Below are 18,427 nucleotides of genomic sequence, written 5' to 3'. Positions count from 1 at the left end.
CGCCAAGGCCATCGTGTTTGATATCCTGCTCATCCAGATATAGCTTTTTCCAGCGGTTTAACGTGGAAATGTCGATTCCAAGATCATGCGACACTTCTATCGCTGCTCGTCCCGATAACACCAGCGATACGGCGTTGTCCTTGAATTCTTTCGTATACTTTCGTCTTTGACTCATTGTTCTCATTTTATGCATTGTTTAGCACAACATGTCTCCCATTTTTCGGGGCAGGCTCACTCGGGTATAGCTCTCTCCTGTTACACGAAGTAAAAAACGCAAATGAAGCTAAAGGAATTCCTTTGGAAAATGCATTGGCTTATGCGGAGACACTGGAAAGAAATGCCAATTACTGCAGAGAGCTGGCACAATCTTGGAAAGAAGTTTGCAAGGGGAACCAAGGTGCTGAAATTTTCTCAATTATAGACGCCGTTAAGAAAGTAAAATCCGACATCTTCTTCGACAGCAAAAACATAATAATAGAGGGAGATAGCAGCCTCTCGCTCTCAGGCAGTATCTCGGAAATATCCAGACTCTTTCAAAACCTTATCGGTAATGCCTTAGACGCAAATAAACCGGGGGACGATGAGCCAACCACCGTACAAATTAGTGTGGAATCAGGGGGAGACAAAGCGGTCATTTCTGTCACAGACAACGGTAGTGGAATGAGCCAGGAAACCATAAACAAAATGCAGCAGGGCAATTTCACAACTAAGGGCGAAAAAGGAACCGGGCTAGGCTTTATCATCTGTAAACGCATCGTAGAGGCTCATAGCGGAACCATTTCCGTAAAATCTGAGGAAGGCCTGGGTACAAGCATTTGCCTGTCTTTGAAAACATGGAACCCCAATTGATGAGTCAGCTTCACATCTGGGCAGAGGTTGATGATTTGGAAATCGTACCACCCGACCAGATTGAGCCGACACTAAGCGGGACGACCAGGGCAGTTCCTTGTCTCCTCAAACCCGGTACACGCGATTGCCTCGTTCAGGTAGTTTCTATCGCAAAGACAAACGGGATTCCTCTCTACCCTGTCAGTCGCGGAAAAAACTGGGGTTATGGAGCACACCTTCCCGTAAGGGATGGCTGTGTGATTGTAAGCCTTGAACGACTTCGAACCATGGGCCCCTGCGAGCCAGATTCTAATAAAGTCTATGTTGAGCCAGGAGTTTCTCAGAAGGATCTTTATACGTATTTAAAAAACAACTATCCTGAGTTTACTTTCAACGTTACGGCCGGCGGTAGTGACACCAGTATTATTGGAAATTGTCTGGAACGAGGAATCGGATACTATCGAACACGTTCGAACGACCTTCACGGTTTAGAGATACTTACCATTGATGGTACTATTATTCGGCAAGACAGCCGATTGTGGTCCAAGTCTCATCCGGACGGAATTGGGCCCAATTGGGAAGGACTCTTCTTTCAATCAAATTTCGGGATAGTCCTCGGAGGATGGTTTTCGATATTTCCCAAACAGGAGTCAGGCACATTTTTGTCTATACAGAATTCTGACCTCGATGTCCTGATAGACGACCTGAAGACACTTTATCGAAATAAGCTTCTTAACGAAATTACCCACATAGGCGATCCTGGAAGAAAAGAATATGTTATGAAGGGATTGATTGCCACTAAATTTCCTGAACTCCCAGACAGTAAAATTAACGAAGTCATCAATCAAGTTGGCTCCGCCGGGTTTCAGGCGGTTGCTGCTATCCATGGGCGCAAAGCTGTTACTAAGGCGATGATTCGAGAAATGAAAAAGCTCATCTCCTCATCCACGAGACTCGACTCATTTTCCCCGGAAAAAATCGCCCAAATTGTCACATGGGGTAAACGGATACCAATTCCCTTCATTCGGAATCTAGGAATCTTCTTCGACTCTCTGGGCGAATTACACGCATTGAGCGAAGGCAATCCGACAAACATCGGACTTCTAAGCCTAAAAATGCCGGGTGATAACCCAAACTTTTCCAAAGAACTAGCGGTATATTTAAATGCAACGCTCCCTCCATCGAAGAATGCAACCAAGGAATTAAGAGCACTTTTCGACAGTGAAGGATATAAATATTCTATCACCTATATAGTGAATGTGGAACGATCGGTTAGTGCCATCATCACATTACATTTTGAAACCACAGAAGCAAATAAAGTAAGGAATGCACTGGAAAGACTGACAAAAGCCCTCATTGAAAAGGGATTCCCTCCCTACCGCGCTGGAATAGACCAGATGGAACATTTAGAAATGCCGCCGCTAATTCGAAAATTCAAAGACTTCTTTGACCCCTTGAATTTGATAGCACCCGGTCGATATTCATGAGGCAGCAGGTTAAAATTACCGGCATTGGAGTCATCGCTGCTTGCGGAATTGGCCTCGAGGCATTCTGGAACGGGTTGATCTCAGGAAAATCAACCGCCAAATACTTGCCGCACCTGGAAGAACTTGGCCTGGAAAAAGCGATCGGATGCCCGGTGGAAGGATTTGACCCGGACAAATATGTAAGAGCGGAAGCAAAGATCAACCGATTCCCGCGTCATACTCAACTCGGCCTTGCAGCAGCGGAAATGGCATTGAAAGACGTTGCTATAAGTCCGGCCGAATGGGAAAACGTCGGACAAGTTCCGATCATAACGGGGACCGCCCTTATGGATTTAGACCATGTCGCTAAGACCATACGACGGGTTCCTGAAAAGGGAGTAAAGGCGGCTATGCCGTTTACTACTTTTTCTTATTCCCCCATTGCCATTTCCGAATCCATTGCGCGATTCATTCCATCCCGAACAAGGATTTCCGCCGTTCAGAATGCTTGCTGTTCAGGAGGCGATGCGATTTGTGCCGGGGCAGAGCTGATCGCATCCGGCCAGGCAAAAATAGCGATTTGTGGTGGTGCAGAAGCACCACTGATCTTGCACCCAATGGCCGAATTAACGACTGCGAGACTGACTTCTCCTGAGTATGAGGATCCCGCAACTTCTGGAAAACCATTCGACGTGTTTCGTGAATTAGGCGTTATAGGTGAAGGTGCAGGTTATGTGATTTTAGAATCGATGGACAGTCCACGCCCTTCCTATGCGACTATACGCGGATACTCCTCGGGGAAAGATCTCGGGAATGCGCCAGGAGACGGTTACGCCTGGGTCATCGAAAATGCATTAAACAACGCCTGCATGAGACCGGAATCTGTCGATTATATTTCCACCTGGGGGCCTGGACATTTTATACTGGATATCAGTGAATCCCAGGCGCTTGAATCGGTATTTGGAAACTGGATCCATTCAATACCCGCTGGATCGATCAAGGGCACGATCGGGCACCCTCTTGGAGCAGCCAGTGCCATTCAATTAATTAGTACCGCGATAACACTTAAAACAGGCCTCATACCGCCCACCACCAATCTGGAATTTCAAGATCCTGATTGTTCCCTCGTCCTGTCAAAAACTCCTCGCCTGCTCAAACCCAAAACGGCCATCATGAATTGCCATGGAATTGGAAACAATAACTCGACCGTCGTTCTAACTGCTGACTAGATACTTTACATACTGTGACTTCGTTTGAATCTATAATCATTTTAGTATTGGCGGCCGGCACCAACGTCCTGGTGGGGCTATTAATATTCTTGGCCAATCCGGACCGGGCAATAAATCGAAGTTTTGGCTTTTTAAGTATTATCACAACCCTCTGGGTGGGCTCATTTACCGCTCACAACTACTCGTCGGCAACAGAGGCTGTGTTTTGGATTCGGAAGATGGTGGGATTCGGCGGAATGGTGCCATGGGCATTTTTCTGTCTGAAAGAATCCATTGTAATGCCCAATATTAACCTGGGTGGGCTCTTCAAGAAAACCGCCCCCTACTTTATTATTGGACTGGCGGGCCTCTGGTTGACTGAAACCGATTGGTTTTTAAAGCCTGGGTCTGTGCGAGGTGGCCTTCTTTTCGGCTGGGGGTGGTACATTCATGGGATATATTCTCTGGTTTCACTCATATTTCTAGGCGTTCAATCCTACCGCGCCCTTAAGGTCGCTGACGGTATTGTGAAACTAGACCTAAAAGTATTCGCGACCGGATGTTTGTTCGCCCTGGGGGCATTCATATTCACCACTGGAAGTGGAGCCATGGGCGCTACCGAACTGATGAAACTGGCCCCAATCCTGGTAGTTGGATACTACAGCATCTCGGGATTCACCATGACCAATCGGAGGATCTACGAGCCGCGGTACCTAACCGCAACCTCGATCAAATATTTGGTCATCCTGGCTGCAGGAATTTTGGAGTTTCTTGTGATCAAACGAATAACGGGTGAAGTTTTTTCCGACGATTACGCCCAGGTACTCGCCTTGGTTGTGGTTCTATTGAGCATCTATCCGGGAAACAATTTATTGGAGCAATTCCTGGAACGTTTTATAGAGAAGAAGAAATCCTCCAACGAACTCGCGCTTCAACGCATATACGATTTAGGAAAAGAACACGCGGATGAAGAATTGATTAAGGCACGGTTCCAGGAAATTCTGATGGAATGGGCTGGCACCGACCATGCGGCTGTATTTATGCCGAATGAAGAATATCTCGAGTATGAGAACGTCAAAATGGCTATGAGCAGCAACGAAGTTAATCACCTCGTTCAGCATGGTTGGGAATCCTATGAAAGCATGGAGCGCGTTCGGGAAATTGGGGCCGTCAAGGGCCTGAAGACTTTCTTTGAAGAAAATAATCTTCGAATCATGCTGGTGGTATTGGAAGATGCTGAACAAAACGTGGCCTTTATGGTAGGCTTGGGCCGACCGGCATCCAAAAATCCATACACTTATTCCGATGGTCAGACTCTGAAATTGTTGTGCGAAACTTTCCGGCCATTATTGGAGCATAGCCAAATCGTTCGTCAGGTTAGAAACTCCGAACAGCTCGCATCTGTTGGCCTACTTGCAGCCAGTCTGGCTCACGAGATCCGCAACCCATTGGTTGCCATTAAAACATTTTTTCAGCTACTTCCTGTCCGCTATAACGAGCCTTCGTTCCGTGAGGAGTTCTCAGGAATTATTCAGGAAGAAGTTCAGAGAATTGAAGACCTGTGTCAGAGCCTGCTCGACAGTTCCAAACCTTCGGTAGGCACGATGACCGCTGTATCCCTGGGCGAAATAGGATCTGCCGCGCTAGACCTGGTAACCTCCAAGGGTCGCCAAAAAGGGATCGAAATGACCAAGGATTTTGTTGTCGATGTAGACTCGGTTATGGCGGATCCAAGTTCACTCAGACAAGTGCTGCTAAACATTTTACTGAATGCGATCGACGCCATTGATCAGGACCAAAACAAGAAACGAATAATCGTTCGTGTCTACAGTAGTCAGGAAAAAGTATGGATTGAAGTAGAGGATAATGGCAAAGGAATGTCGGAAGAAATCAGAAGAAATGTCTTCAAACCCTTTTATACTACAAAAACACACGGATTCGGTTTAGGCCTCACTGTAAGTGGGGAAATCCTCAATGAGCACGACGCGATTACACGTATCGAGTCCGAACCCGGAGTAGGCACCAAATTTGCGATTGGTTTTAACCCATGCCACGAATATTCCTAGTAACAGCTGACAGCGAACTAAGAGATACTTGGTCAAGGTTGTTGGACGACCTTGGCGACGTTGAGGTATCTCGTTCACAGGACATTCGTGGAATGGCTGAAAGACTAAGACCATGCACCATTGTGTATGATCTGTTTCAGGACAAATCACCGCCCTATCAGGAACCCGGCAGTGGAATTCACATCATCGCAGTCGGAACCCCTGGAACGGTGCCCTACCAACAAGCGGTTGAGAACAACTACTTTGCAATAGTCGACAAGGAAGCCAAGGAGGTACAACTCCGAGAGATCACTCAACACAGCCAGAAGATTCTTAACCTGGAAGAACAAAACAGATTCCTTCATGACAAAATAATTCGTCTGGAAACCTTGAATGAGGTTGAAAAACCTGCCCATTCAGCTCCCCCCTATCGTCCTTTCGATTATGCGAGTGAAATCTTGGCCAGGATTGGCAGCGAGAAAGAACTTGGCACTCACTTTCTAAAGCTGATTCAAAACCATCTCCGCATACCAAGGTCCGGAGCCTTCATTAAGAGCGGCGAAAAATTTGAACTCCTCGCCGGCAATTTGGTCTTCGGAGATGTAAATGGCTTAAGCTATTCAGACACCCATCCTTTTGTAGTATGGCTAAGGGAGAATTTGATCACTCTTCGGCTTCACACAGTTGAGAACATTCTGGACGAGCCCGACAAATTATTTTTACGCGATAACCTCAAGCGAATGCAGGCCGAAGCGGTTTTTCCACTGTTCTTTGATGGTGGACTAAATGGTTGGATTTTCACCGGCAAACGAAACGATGGGGAAAAGTATTCCCGGGAAATACTCGAAGATCTGGAAAACATTGCTGAGCAGTTTGGAGCGTGCCTAAACCTGAGTCGCCGTCAGAATTCCATTCAACACGATATACAGCGAGCGCAGCTTCTTCTTCAGTCTGTTCCAGGGAAATGGGTCATCGCAAATGCACAAGGCGAAGTGGTCTGGCAAACGCAGGTAGGAGATCCCATTCCTCTAGGCCTGAAAGAAGCTCTTTACCAGGCCGCCCAAACAGGCAGGGCGAGCGATTCAATCGCTGAGGCGCAACAATCCAGCTTCCGTATCTTCACTCGAGTGCTCCCCTACTCCAACTCCGAATATCGGATAATTGGTGGATACGAAAACATAACCGAAAGGCTCAATATCAACAAAAAAGAGCAAGTCGGTGAACTGGATACCGTTTTCAATACCTTGGGACTCATCCTTTCTCACGAACTCAGGAATCCGCTGGTTTCTTTAAAAACCTTCGCACAACTTCTCGGCGTAAAAGACAAAGACGCACCGATCCCGGCAGATTTTATCAAAACCATTCAGGCAGAGGTTGGTCGCCTTGAAAACGTGGCAGACGATTTATTCGGACTCAATGATATGGGTAAACAGAACCTGGAGTCCACGGACGTTCGAATGATCATCAATCGCATTGTCCAGGACCTCAATCTCAACCAGGTCACCGTAAAATATGGGGCGAACCTTAACCCTTTCAACGGGGATGCCATGAAACTTGAAGAGGGGCTCAGAGACATGATCCATCATATGTATAAAGCCCTGAAGCAAGAGAACGGCGAGCTGAACATTCTGGTTGAAGGGAAATTAAGTAAAGGGGCCCAAATAACTGTAAGAGGCACTGGCATCGAAGAAGAAAAAACGTTTCCTTCATCCAATTCCAGGACGCTGCCGGAAGCCATCAGTCTCAAATTTTTTAAGGCCTGCCAGACGATTAAGAAACACAGAGGTCTGGTAAAAATTCGCAGGGCCAAGGACGGTTACGATTTGCAGATACTAATCCGCGAACCGTCTTGAGCAGGCCCATCGCCCCTTAATTTCCTTTGACTAAAAGGAAGAACGCCTTTCGCTAAGGTCCTCGATTTTTTATACAACTTATGGCTGAGATTTCCAAAGCTTACGATCCTTCCTCCGTCGAATCCAAATGGTACGAGACCTGGGAAAGAACAGGTGCATTTAAAGGCAAACGCGATGATTCCCGTGAACCATTTGCAATCATGATTCCACCTCCGAATGTAACGGGGATGCTACACATGGGCCACATCCTCAATAATACTCTGCAGGATATGCTCATCCGGCGTGCCCGACTCGAAGGTAAAGCCGCACTCTGGCAACCCGGGACCGATCACGCTGGAATTGCGACTCAAACGAAAGTTGAAAAGGAAATCCGTAAGGCTGGACTTCATCGCAGAGATCTCGGACGAGAAAAATTCGTAGATAAAGTTTGGGAATGGAAGGAAACGCACGGCAGTATCATTTTGAACCAATTGCGCAAGCTCGGCGCATCCTGCGACTGGGACCGAACTGCCTTTACTCTGGACGAGGGCTATCAGCGCGCAGTACTTACCGCCTTCGTTAAGCTCTACCAACGCGGTTATATCTACCGCGGCCTGCGTATGAGCAACTGGTGCCCGGTTAGTTTGACCGCCCTCAGTAATGAGGAAGTCATCATGAAACCACAAAAAAGTAAGCTGTGGAAGATGCGCTATGAGTTGGTCAACCCTTCAACCAAGGCAGATGGTTCTCCCCTGACTCACCTGGAGATTTCCACCACCCGTCCAGAGACCATTATGGGCGATACAGCGGTTGCGGTGAATCCGGAGGACGAGCGCTATCAACATCTCATTGGTACCTTCGTTTACCGTCCATTTCCCAAGACACCCATTCCCATAGTCGCCGACGCGGCCGTAGACAAAACATTCGGAACCGGTTGTTTGAAGGTCACACCGGCTCACGACCAGGTCGATTTCGATATCGGTAAACGTCATAACCTAGAAGTCATCGACGTACTCAATCCGGATGCAACCCTCAACGAATTGGCAGGCGAACCTTTCGTGGGTCTTGACCGGTTTGCCGCACGGAAACTGGCCGTCAAAATGTTGGATGAACAGGGTCTCCTTGTTAGTGAGGAAGAATACGACAACAATGTCGGATTCTCGGAACGCGCCGATGTCCCGGTTGAACCTCGCCTCACCGAACAATGGTGGCTGCGCTACCCGAAGGTGGATGAAGCAAAACGGGTCGTTGAATCGGGTATCATAAATTTCCATCCCAAACGCTGGGAGAATGTTTACCTTCATTGGCTAAACCATGGCCAGGAAAACAACATCGACTGGTGCCTCAGCCGACAACTCTGGTGGGGACACCGTATCCCCGTTTGGTACAAGAAAGGTATCGACCGATCTGAGGTCGACCTCGATAACCCGGATCACATCCACGTCTCTGTGGATGGACCTTCCGATCCCGAAAACTGGGAGCAGGAGGAAGACGTCCTGGATACTTGGGCATCGTCCTGGCTATGGCCGTTCGCTACACTTGGCTGGCCCGGCGATTCCGAGGACACAAAGAAGGACCTGGAGTTTTTCTACCCAACCAGCGTGCTCGCAACGGGATTTGACATCATCTTTCTCTGGGTGGCCCGTATGATCATGGCTGGCCTCGAATTCATGGGTGATGAAAAAAAATCCCTCACCGAAGAGGAGCTCCGCGCCCGCATTCCGTTCAAGGATGTCTACATAACAGGCCTCATCCGCGACGAAAAAGGACGTAAGATGTCCAAGTCCTTGGGGAATTCCCCAGACCCGCTCGATCTTATCGCAAAATACGGAGCAGATGGAGTCCGTTTCGGGATAATCAATATAGCACCGAGTGGTCAGGATATCCTTTTTAGCGAAGAACGCATCGAAATCGGCCGAAACTTTTGCAACAAACTTTGGAACGCTTGCCGCTTCCGTCAGATGAGCGGAGCGAGTTTCGACAACTCGTCCATTGAAGTTATTTTGAATCGAATCAACGGAGATTTATTTGATGATTATGATCATTGGATCTTGAGTCGATTGCTCGAAACCAACCAAAAGTTGGCGGATAGCTATCGCCTCTTCGAATGCAATCAGGTCACTCATATTCTCTATGAATTTTTCTGGAGTGATTTTTGCGATACCTATGTCGAGGTCTCCAAGTCCAAGCTTTCTCAGGAGGACCTGAAGCAAAACGTCCTAGGGATTCAGGATCTGATTATACGCCAACTGTTGTTGATGCTCGAACCCCTGACTCCCTTTATCACCGAAGAATTATGGAGTCAGTTGGGTTACGCACAAAACGACAAGCTGCTCCAGGAAAACCAAATCGAAACATCCGAGGAGCTGGGTAAACTGTTTGCCGCAGGTGCACTTCACCTGGACAAAGAAGCGGCCGGCCAGGTGGACAAATTGGAGGAACTCATTTCCAAAACGCGGGCACTCAAAGCCGAGTTCAATCTAGGCAATAAACGTGATGTTTCCTTATTCTACAAATCTTCAGAAACCGCATCTGCCTTGATCGAGCGAAACAAGGGCTCGCTTCTGAAGCAAATCGGAGCGGAATCTTTTGAAGCAAGCTCCGAAGACAAAGATCTTCCTGCCAGTGTATCAGAGTTGGGAACCGTTTATCTCGATCTGACCAGTTCGGTCGATCCCGAAGCCGAGAAAGAGCGCCTGCAAAAAGAAATTCAGAAAATCGACAAAGCCATTATGGCAGGAGAGTCCAAGTTGAAGAATGAGAAATTCATGAGCAATGCTCCCGCCAATATTGTCGAGGGAGCGAGAGCCCAGCTTGCTGAGTCGGTTGCGAAAAAGGAAGAACTCACCAACCTCTTGGTTCGGTTGGGTTAGAAAAGGAAGTAGGGTGAAACACAAGATTTTCCAAACTTTACTACCATCTTTATAATGAAAAGAAACCGATTAGGAACCAGCGGCATTGTTGTTTCTGAATTGTGCCTCGGAACCATGACCTTCGGTTCGTCCTGCGACGAAACCACGGCACACAAAATCATGGACCGTGCTTACGAAGCCGGTGTCGACTTTTTTGATACAGCCGAAATATACCCCGTACCTCCAGAAGAAAAATGGGTGCATCGAACCGAGGAAATCGTGGGCCGCTGGTTAAAAGACAAGCCGCGCCATTCACTCATACTTGCTACGAAAGTCACCGGAGCCGGGCATGCCTGGTTTGTTCCTCCTGTCCGGAACGGCAAAACCGCACTTGATCGCCATAACATTCGTACCGCCATCGAAGGAAGCCTCCGGCGCTTGCAAACCGACTTCATTGACCTCTATCAAATTCACTGGCCCGATCACGATGCAGGGTACGAAGAAATCCTCGAAGTCATGACCGAACTCATTCACGAGGGTAAGGTCCGCATAATCGGCAGCAGCAACGAAAACGAATGGGGCACCATGAAGGCTCGTGCCGTCTCCGAAGCCAATGGCTTTGCGCGCTATCAAACCATTCAAAACAATTATTCCATCAACAACCGTCGCTTTGAGGACGCCCTCGCCGATATCTGCCGACGGGAAAAAATCGGACTTCTCCCCTATTCTCCACTCGCGGGAGGTGTACTGACAGGTAAATACAATGTGGAAGAACTACCAGACGGCATCCGTTTCACTCACTACATCAAACGCGGAGACGAACGCCAAAAGGGAATGGCCCGACGGTTCGTAAACGACAAAAGCCTGGCCACCACTTTGGAACTCAAAGGTGTCGCCGAAAAAGAAGGTATCACCCTCCCCCAACTCGCCCTAGCCTGGTCGAAGCAACACGACTTCGTGCCATCCACCATTTTCGGAGTTAACAACCTTGAGCAATTGGAGGAGAACCTGAAAGTTGAAGGCATGACCTTAAGCGAAGATGCACTTGCTGAAATCGATAAGATTTCGGAGAAGTACCCCTACCCGATGGGGTAATCGAAATCTACTTTTAGAATTCTTAATGCATCCAACGGTCTTTCGATAAAATAAGGCCCGGTTTTATTGCATCGAGCGGGAGTTTAATTCAACAAGGCGTCAAAATTTACCTCATAACCAGCCACACGAACGACACCACCAGACCAGCGCCAATCTAAATGGTTATTCGGAAAATCGCACCAAGTCAGACTTCTGTGCCAGCAATATTGCCATTTCCTTTCGTTGCGCCTTCCCGAACTCACGATCATCCTTCATCCAAGGCCAATCGAAAATATCCGCATGACGGGGCGGTGGTTCTATCGCTTCGACATCCAGCTTCACTGCTCGGACATCACTCGCTTTAACGATACCGGCACCATACAAATTCCGTTCACTTCCAATCTCAAGATGCCCAATGGACTCTAATCCGGTTTTAGGTTCCACCCCATGGCGGAAAACAGACGTGCGGCCATCCTTGGGGCTTGGAAGAAAAGCTGCCTGCTTTACTTTCAAATTACTAAAATGCCCTGAGGAAGTAAGGAAACGGGCCAATGGCTCCTCATCCGCAACTTCTTCAGGCAACCCGGAAGGAAGGCTCATTTCAGGTAATACGCTGGATTTCCTCTAGAATGCGGGCAGGCACTTCTCCGTTACTGGAACGAGCCACTGCGTGTCCACGATCGGTGCCATCGAACCATGCGTACGCAAAACGATCTGACGAACCTACACTAACAGAGAAAGTCTTGGTGGAAGTCGGATTCCAATCAAATGAAAGATCTCCATCTGGCTCCACAGAGACTTCAGGCATTGAAATACTCTCAGGCAGAGAGCGGATAAAAACTTCTGCCCGTTCAAGCGCATTTTGACTTACAGGTTCAGCATCGTAACCATCCCAATCGGCTTCAGCACATTCGATCCCAAATTCTCGAATTTTGGTAATGATCGCTTCCTTTTTCCCAAAAAGCGCCCAAGAGCTTTCGACATGGTCATACACAACCGAGGCATACTCTTTTGCGGCCTTCGCTTCAAGTGACACAGCGGAGCCAGACCGCCTAAGTGGTTGAAGTGCGGCGTATCCGGCCAAAGCCATAGCTAGAAAAGGTTCAGGCATTTCTTTGTTAAGGTGTTTCGGAAACCGCGATTTTTCAAGCTCCGAAGTGAAGTGATTATTTCCAAAATTTTCTCCCAAGGTGGTGGATCTGACTGACATGGGCGGAACGCATCAATATCAAGAATTAAAGGTAATCCTTCTTTTGTGGATTGCTGGGTTGTTAGGACAATATTAACATGGTTCCCTGTTCCAGCTTCCAGCGCCATGTGCTGATTCAGAAACCCAACAAAGGTTAAAGTATCTTCATCCGGCAATCGAGGTCCAACCTTAAGAAAGTCATCTAGCTTAACTTTTCCACCCTCAAGTGGAAGGAGGATACGGTTTATGGTACGCAGACCAATTTTCCGAATTTGGACTGGCTTCACCAACTCTGAGAAAAGTTCCCACTTTGCTTTAACCTCAGGTAAATATTTGTCCAATCCGTCATAGGGAGCCAGCCTGTTAAAAGAGAATCCATTCGTGCGAAACTGAACGAGTTGTTTCCCGTCTTCACTTTGGAACTGTAAAGCCTTTACACCTTTGCGAACGTCAACTTTTGGAGGAGAATTCTGAGAGTGCGAAACCTTATGCTCCTGGAAAATTTGATGCCGCATCTTAGGATAGGAGTCTTTTAGAACTTCTCTAATGGCTGGCCCGTTTACAGCCAGGTCAAAATCGGGCCGTAAATCACAATCGATGTCGACTATTGCCTCAATGATTGGAGCATTCTCCAAATGAAATGACTCATCATTCATTCAATAAATACTGCGGTAATATCCACCAACAGCGAGAAATAATTATCCTTCAATTCGAGCCCTAAAATTTTCCGAATAGGGCTTTTTTATTTACGCTGCCAGTCATGCCGCCGAATCCGAGTGGTATACCGGCGAAGGTATCTCCGGATAAGCTCTAAAGACATGCCGGAAAATTTCCTCAGCTCGCTGTTGAAATTCGGTTTCATCATACGACTCAACAGGCAATCCCACTTCGTTGCTGTAGGGAAAACCAGGTGGTTCAATCGAAAATTGAAAAACCAACCACTTCAAAAGCTGGCCGGAGGATGGAACCCGTGTTAGGATTGTGAGTTTGACCCGTTTTAATTCCTCTGACCCGTTTTAATTCCTCCCAAAATCCGAAATCCATCCATGCCGCGATAGAGCATTTGCGGCTAACTCCAACTGCCGAGGACTGAATTGCTTTTTGCGATCATTCCAGTCATAGGTCTTTTTCTGCAGGTCTATGAACGAATTGGCCTTCTCGTTTTTAGCTATCCAATGTACAGTAGCCAACAACTCGAGCCCGAAGGGCGATTCAAAACCTTCTACAAGCTCAGATACTTTTGTGAATCTTTCACGGGTGGCGCTGTCATCTTCCAAGAAATTCCGTGCGTCCTCAACTGCTCCAGGAACCAATTTTAGTTGCTTCTCAGGATTGTCACCTCCGTCCGCATAGCCCGAAACCAAGTGACCTTCCACATGATTGAGAACATGTCGCAGATTGGCAGCATATGGGCCGTAGGTACCTTTTTCGTACTTCAGACGAAGCGGCTGCCCAGCTTCTTGCATGAAATACATGAGCTTGTGCACTTCCAAAAGAGATATCATCGGGTCCAACAAACCACTCAGGTAGCGATCAATGAGTTCCACGAGCGCAGCACGCCCAGCAGTCATTTTCGACACCTCCCGATTACGGACCATCTTGTCAGCTTCCGGGGCGCCACTCGGCTCATAGAGTCGCACTTCCACCTCAGGAATGAACTGCATGGCTACTTCAATCCGTTGTCTGACATCACTCCAGTCCAATCCGCCAAGTCCGCTCCCCAGAGGAGGAATGGCAATGGATCTAATATTGAAACGCCGAATGTCCGCAACTAGTGCCTCTAGCCCTGAGTCAATATCCTCCATCCGGCTTTTACCACGCCAATGCCTTTTGGTGGGAAAATTGATGATATACTTGGGATTCGTCAGTTCCCCAGTCTCGTGAATAAACATTCGGCCTGGCATTAGCAGACCATCCTTATGAGCGGTTGCATAGGCTTTGAAGTTATCTGGAAACTGATTTTTAAACTGTAATGCAATACCACGACCCATTACGCCCACACAATTAACCGTGTTAACCAGCGCTTCCGCATCATCTCTTAATATATACTGGGTGCGGTGCGCCTCGTCGGTGATCACGATGATGTCGTCCCGCGGCGTGTAGCCCACCTTCCGGTCCACTTCCTGGTTAAACTTCTGAATCAGCGAAAACACATAGGCCTTGTGCTCCTGCATCAGGCTGCCCAGGTGCCTCCCGCTCGCCGCCCGGCAGGGATCGCGGTCGTGGTCCACCACCCCGCAACCGGCAAAGGTCTTGTAGATCTGGGTGTCCAGGTCGTCCCGGTCGGTCAGAACGACAAAGCTGAAATTGCCGCCCAGCTTCCGGTGCACTTTGCGGGTAAACATGACCATCGAGTAGCTCTTGCCTGCGCCCTGCGTGTGCCAGAATACCCCCAACTTTCCCATGCGTTCCCTGCGCCCGCGCACCGCGTCCAGCGCCCGGTTCACTCCAAGAAACTGGTGATTGCGCGCCAGGATCTTTTTCGTTTCGCCCGACGACTCGTCGAAGAGGATAAAATTCTCCACCAGGTCCAGTAGGTTCTCCCGCTTGCACACGCCCTTCAACAGGGTCTCCATATCGACCACCCCCGGCTCCTCCTCGGCCAGACGCTTCCACTCGTGGAAATGCCCCCACTTGCTGGTGATGGAGCCCACCTTGGCTTTCTCGCCATTACCGAAGAGCACAACCGCGTTGTGGTGAAACAGGTGTGGCACCGTGTCCAGATAGTCCGAAAAATTCTTTTCAAACGCCGCCTTCAGGTTGTGGTGGATGTTTTTACACTCGATGAACAACAGCGGCAATCCGTTGATGAACCCCACGATGTCCGCCCGCCTGCGGTAAAGACTGCCGCGCACCCACAACTCCCGCACGCAGAGAAAATGATTGTTCCGGTGATCTTCGAAGTCGATCAACCGCAGCCGCTCCTTCACCCGCTCGCCCATCTCATTGCGAAAGCTCACCTGCACCCCGTCGCGGATCAGCGCATACTTGTCCTTGTTCGTCGCCACCAGCGACTGGGTGGACAAAGAACCCACCACCTGCCGGATCGCCGCTTCGTAGGCCTCCGTTGGCAGCCCGGCCTCAATCCCATCCTTCACCGCCAGATACCGGCTATAGGCATGCCGCAAAAAGATCAACCCCATGACCGGCATAAAATACTCGTTACTCGCGTAATTGGAATTCGACCGCAACGTATCCGCCGCCGACCAAAGCCGTTTCTCAATCGCTTCAATATGTTCCAGTTGAGCCATAGGTGACTAGTTCAGAGGGTTCGAAGGTGAACTGCAAGATCGGGGGTCATAGAATTAGCAGCAAGTCCAGAAATTCCGGTCGGTGGAATCAAGTTTGCATTCTAAAAGACCACCGCTTATTGCATCGAACTCAAGTTTAATGCAATTACCGGATTTCTTATTGTATCGAGGAGACTCAAATCCCACCGAACAAGGAGAACATGGTTTTTTCAGGCCGTTCCCATTTTCCGGTTGAACTCAATTCCTTCTTTTTCAAACCTACGACCATGTCCCGACGAAAACGTCCTGCCCGGAAGAAGGCGAAACAACGTTCCCACAAGCGGAAAAAATCCCATCCGAACGGAACAGCCCTGCTTACCCTGGATCAGGAACCTTTTATAAAAAAAGCGCTGGCCACCTGTCGCCGTCTGCGCACGGAACTCCGCAAGAAACAGGAGCGGTTGACCCACTTTGAGGAAGTCGAAACCAACGCTTACACTCGCTGGCTGAATTCCCATTTCGGGGTGGACCTCACCCGCATCCGCGAGTTGCAGGAGGAGATGGGTAACCTCGACTTCATCGTCGAGCAGTTGCGGATGTGCGAGTTTTACATTCCCGAAAAACTAATGGAGGTTCACGAGGAACTTTTCCGCCGGAAGAAGGAAGGCACCTTACATCTGTTTGTGCCGCCTGAACCGGACGACGGGGAAGAAGACGAGGAATTGGAGGATCCAATGGACAAAGAGCTGCGCGATGCTTTTGACTCGGTGTTCGAGGACATTTTCGGTGATGACGATGACTGGGAGGACGATGACTTTGAAGAATTTGAATCCCGCCGCACAAGACACATCCGCGCGCCCAAGCCGCGAACGCATCGCGACACTCAGGGTTCCTTGAAGACCCTGTTTCGAACGCTCGCCAAGCGTCTGCATCCCGATCGTTCGGATATGGAAGAAGGTATACGCGATCGTCGCTGGAACGAATTGCAAACTGCCTACCACCAAGGCGACCTGGAGGGTCTTCAACGGATAGAAGCGGTGTGCGACATGGATGAAACGGGCCTGAATGCTTCGCTTGGCCTGGCCCGCTTGAATGACTTGGCCGCTTACCATCAATCCCACCTCCGTCCCATTCGCCAGGCGTTGCGAGCAGCCAAACGCCACATAGCCTTCGCTTTCTCCAAAGCCGATACCACCAAACTTGCCCGCGAAATCCGCAACGATTTCAAATACATTCAAAGGGACCTGAAAGGCCGCTTGGATTGGCTTCAACGCACGGCAGAAGAATTTCGCGCAGAGGCGGCCCGATTCAACAAATCGACCCAAGCCAAAAGCCAAAAACTGTTCGACGGTGTTTCCCTTAAGCCGACCCCAACTCCAGGCACACCCAAACAAACCGACGCCCGGCAAATGCAGTTTTTTTGAGACACAAAGTTGAGACGCCGCGGGAAACCATTCGCCCCACAGACTACTGAATACCTATTCGATTAATCGGTCAATGGCATCGAGCGACACCTTGAGAACTTCCACTGTCTGCTTGGCACCTGAGAAGGAGATAAACAAGTTGCCGTCGTGCTCGATCATATGAGGATAGTCGATATGCCTGCCTCCAACTAAATAAAACAAGTGAGTGTAAACCAATCCGTCCCGACTGATGGCCAGGGTCAGGGGATCGCGACGCTCGGGCCGGGAATTGGATACCAATGCATAGTACCCGTGGGACGTTCTTAGAGCAAAAAACTTGCTCCGGGCATCAGGAAAATTCGTGGTAACCAAAGGCGTCCAGCTTTCTCCGTTGTCGGTGGAAAAGGCCCGCATAATACGTTTCGATTGCGCATTGTCGCGAAAGAGCCCCACGAGGTTTTTCCCGTCCGGAAGCACATACCAGTAAGGCTCCTCAGGTTGCTGGGTTGCTCCATCGTAAGTTGCCAATGGCTTGATGGTCCAATCGCTATGTGAGCTAACTCCACCCAACATCACGGATACCTGCCGTTGGTGATCCCGCCGCGTCATCATCCATTTTCCGTTGGGCAATCGCTTCGGGGGAAAATTGTTCATGGCATCGTCGAGAACCGTCCCGATTTCCTCCCAGCGCATGAAACCATTATTCCATCGCCAACCTTCAAGACTCAGTCCTTCCCCATCGTAGCCGGGAGCATTGAAGTGGCTGGCCAAGGCAATCAGTTGGCCATCGCGCTCCCACAGCCCACGGGCAATCCAGCCAAAGCCATTCGTTCGTGGCGGCCCGGAAAGATCCTTAACCTCACTCCAGTTTAATCCGTCCTTGCTGGTCGCATACGAAACTCTCGTGAAGGGACGGTCGTGTCCGGGTACCACATTCCAGTGCTTTTCCGGAGACACCCTGGGCTCGCCCGGCCCATCGCTCCACATAGCCCAGAAACGCCCACCAAAATAGGCCAGATAAGCGTGTTGATTGACGCGTAATCCTCCCGCTAAGCGCACGTCACTTACAACTGAAGGTTGGGCCGGGAGGTGGATCAGATTCTCATACACAATGGCATCGGGGTCTTTGCCGCTTGTAGTCAGGTCCAGCATCAAGGCACTTTTGGAGTTGGTCTTTGCGTCCGGATAAGAAAGATCGGACGCAGCAGCTATGAGTAGATTGCCGAAGAAAAAGATGAACAGGGAGCTCATCGAGATTTTGAATACAGGGTAGATGTTCATGGGGAGTCGATTTATTTTA

General features: G+C 49.1%; 14 protein-coding genes. 8 read left to right on the top strand and 6 right to left on the bottom strand.

All coding sequences use genetic code 11. From position 1 onward, the window contains the following. Positions 1-175, bottom strand: a 175-nt coding sequence (locus O3C43_13195; GenBank protein MDA1067449.1) for a transposase, incomplete at its 3' end; no start/stop codon positions are given. A 122-nt stretch (positions 176-297) separates the two neighbouring features. Here O3C43_13195 and O3C43_13190 point away from each other — a divergent pair. From O3C43_13190 to O3C43_13160, 7 genes are all read left to right on the top strand, one after another. Then, complete coding sequence (locus tag O3C43_13190) at positions 298-849, top strand: HAMP domain-containing sensor histidine kinase (protein ID MDA1067448.1); 552 nt, start codon at positions 298-300, stop codon at positions 847-849. Next, positions 834-2,315, top strand: coding sequence for an FAD-binding protein (locus O3C43_13185; GenBank protein MDA1067447.1), 1,482 nt, complete (start codon positions 834-836; stop codon positions 2,313-2,315). Before O3C43_13190 ends, O3C43_13185 begins: the two co-directional genes overlap by 16 nt. After that, positions 2,312-3,523, top strand: a complete 1,212-nt coding sequence (locus O3C43_13180; GenBank protein ID MDA1067446.1) for a beta-ketoacyl synthase N-terminal-like domain-containing protein — start codon at positions 2,312-2,314, stop codon at positions 3,521-3,523. The genes O3C43_13185 and O3C43_13180 overlap by 4 nt, the downstream gene beginning before the upstream one ends. Before the next feature lie 14 nt (positions 3,524-3,537). Then, positions 3,538-5,568 (top strand): ATP-binding protein, encoded by a 2,031-nt coding sequence (locus tag O3C43_13175; GenBank protein ID MDA1067445.1) that lies wholly within the window; start codon positions 3,538-3,540, stop codon positions 5,566-5,568. Beyond that, positions 5,550-7,400 carry a hypothetical protein gene (locus O3C43_13170; GenBank protein MDA1067444.1) on the top strand — a complete coding sequence of 617 codons (1,851 nt, stop codon included), beginning with the start codon at positions 5,550-5,552 and terminating at the stop codon, positions 7,398-7,400. The genes O3C43_13175 and O3C43_13170 overlap by 19 nt, the downstream gene beginning before the upstream one ends. Before the next feature lie 80 nt (positions 7,401-7,480). Continuing rightward, complete coding sequence (locus O3C43_13165) at positions 7,481-10,252, top strand: valine--tRNA ligase (protein ID MDA1067443.1); 2,772 nt, start codon at positions 7,481-7,483, stop codon at positions 10,250-10,252. A 54-nt stretch (positions 10,253-10,306) separates the two neighbouring features. Beyond that, positions 10,307-11,326, top strand: a complete 1,020-nt coding sequence (locus O3C43_13160; protein MDA1067442.1) for an aldo/keto reductase — start codon at positions 10,307-10,309, stop codon at positions 11,324-11,326. A gap of 162 nt (positions 11,327-11,488) precedes the next feature. Here the strand turns inward: O3C43_13160 and O3C43_13155 are convergent, their stop codons facing one another. From O3C43_13155 to O3C43_13140, 4 genes are all read right to left on the bottom strand, one after another. Beyond that, entirely contained in the window at positions 11,489-11,905 is a 417-nt protein-coding gene (locus tag O3C43_13155; protein ID MDA1067441.1) for a hypothetical protein, read from the bottom strand. Between the two features lies 1 nt (position 11,906). Continuing rightward, positions 11,907-12,416, bottom strand: a complete 510-nt coding sequence (locus tag O3C43_13150; GenBank protein MDA1067440.1) for a hypothetical protein — start codon at positions 12,414-12,416, stop codon at positions 11,907-11,909. Further along, entirely contained in the window at positions 12,398-13,150 is a 753-nt protein-coding gene (locus O3C43_13145) for a TIGR04255 family protein (protein MDA1067439.1), read from the bottom strand. Before O3C43_13145 ends, O3C43_13150 begins: the two co-directional genes overlap by 19 nt. Positions 13,151-13,510: 360 nt before the next feature. Beyond that, complete coding sequence (locus O3C43_13140; protein MDA1067438.1) at positions 13,511-15,646, bottom strand: type I restriction endonuclease; 2,136 nt, start codon at positions 15,644-15,646, stop codon at positions 13,511-13,513. Positions 15,647-16,011: 365 nt separating this feature from the next. Between O3C43_13140 and O3C43_13135 the strand changes: the two genes are divergently transcribed. Beyond that, a complete protein-coding gene (locus O3C43_13135; protein ID MDA1067437.1) occupies positions 16,012-17,148 on the top strand; it encodes a hypothetical protein in 1,137 nt (378 codons plus the stop codon). Positions 17,149-17,202: 54 nt separating this feature from the next. On the opposite strand, the gene O3C43_13130 is transcribed toward O3C43_13135, so the two are convergent. Next, positions 17,203-18,408 (bottom strand): exo-alpha-sialidase, encoded by a 1,206-nt coding sequence (locus O3C43_13130; protein ID MDA1067436.1) that lies wholly within the window; start codon positions 18,406-18,408, stop codon positions 17,203-17,205. Between the last annotated feature and the right edge of the window lie 19 nt (positions 18,409-18,427).

Source organism: Verrucomicrobiota bacterium, from assembly GCA_027622555.1.
Lineage (GTDB): Bacteria > Verrucomicrobiota > Verrucomicrobiia > Opitutales > UBA2995 > UBA2995.
Note: the sequence above shows the minus strand (reverse complement) of the source record. Positions and strands in the feature narration are given on the sequence as shown.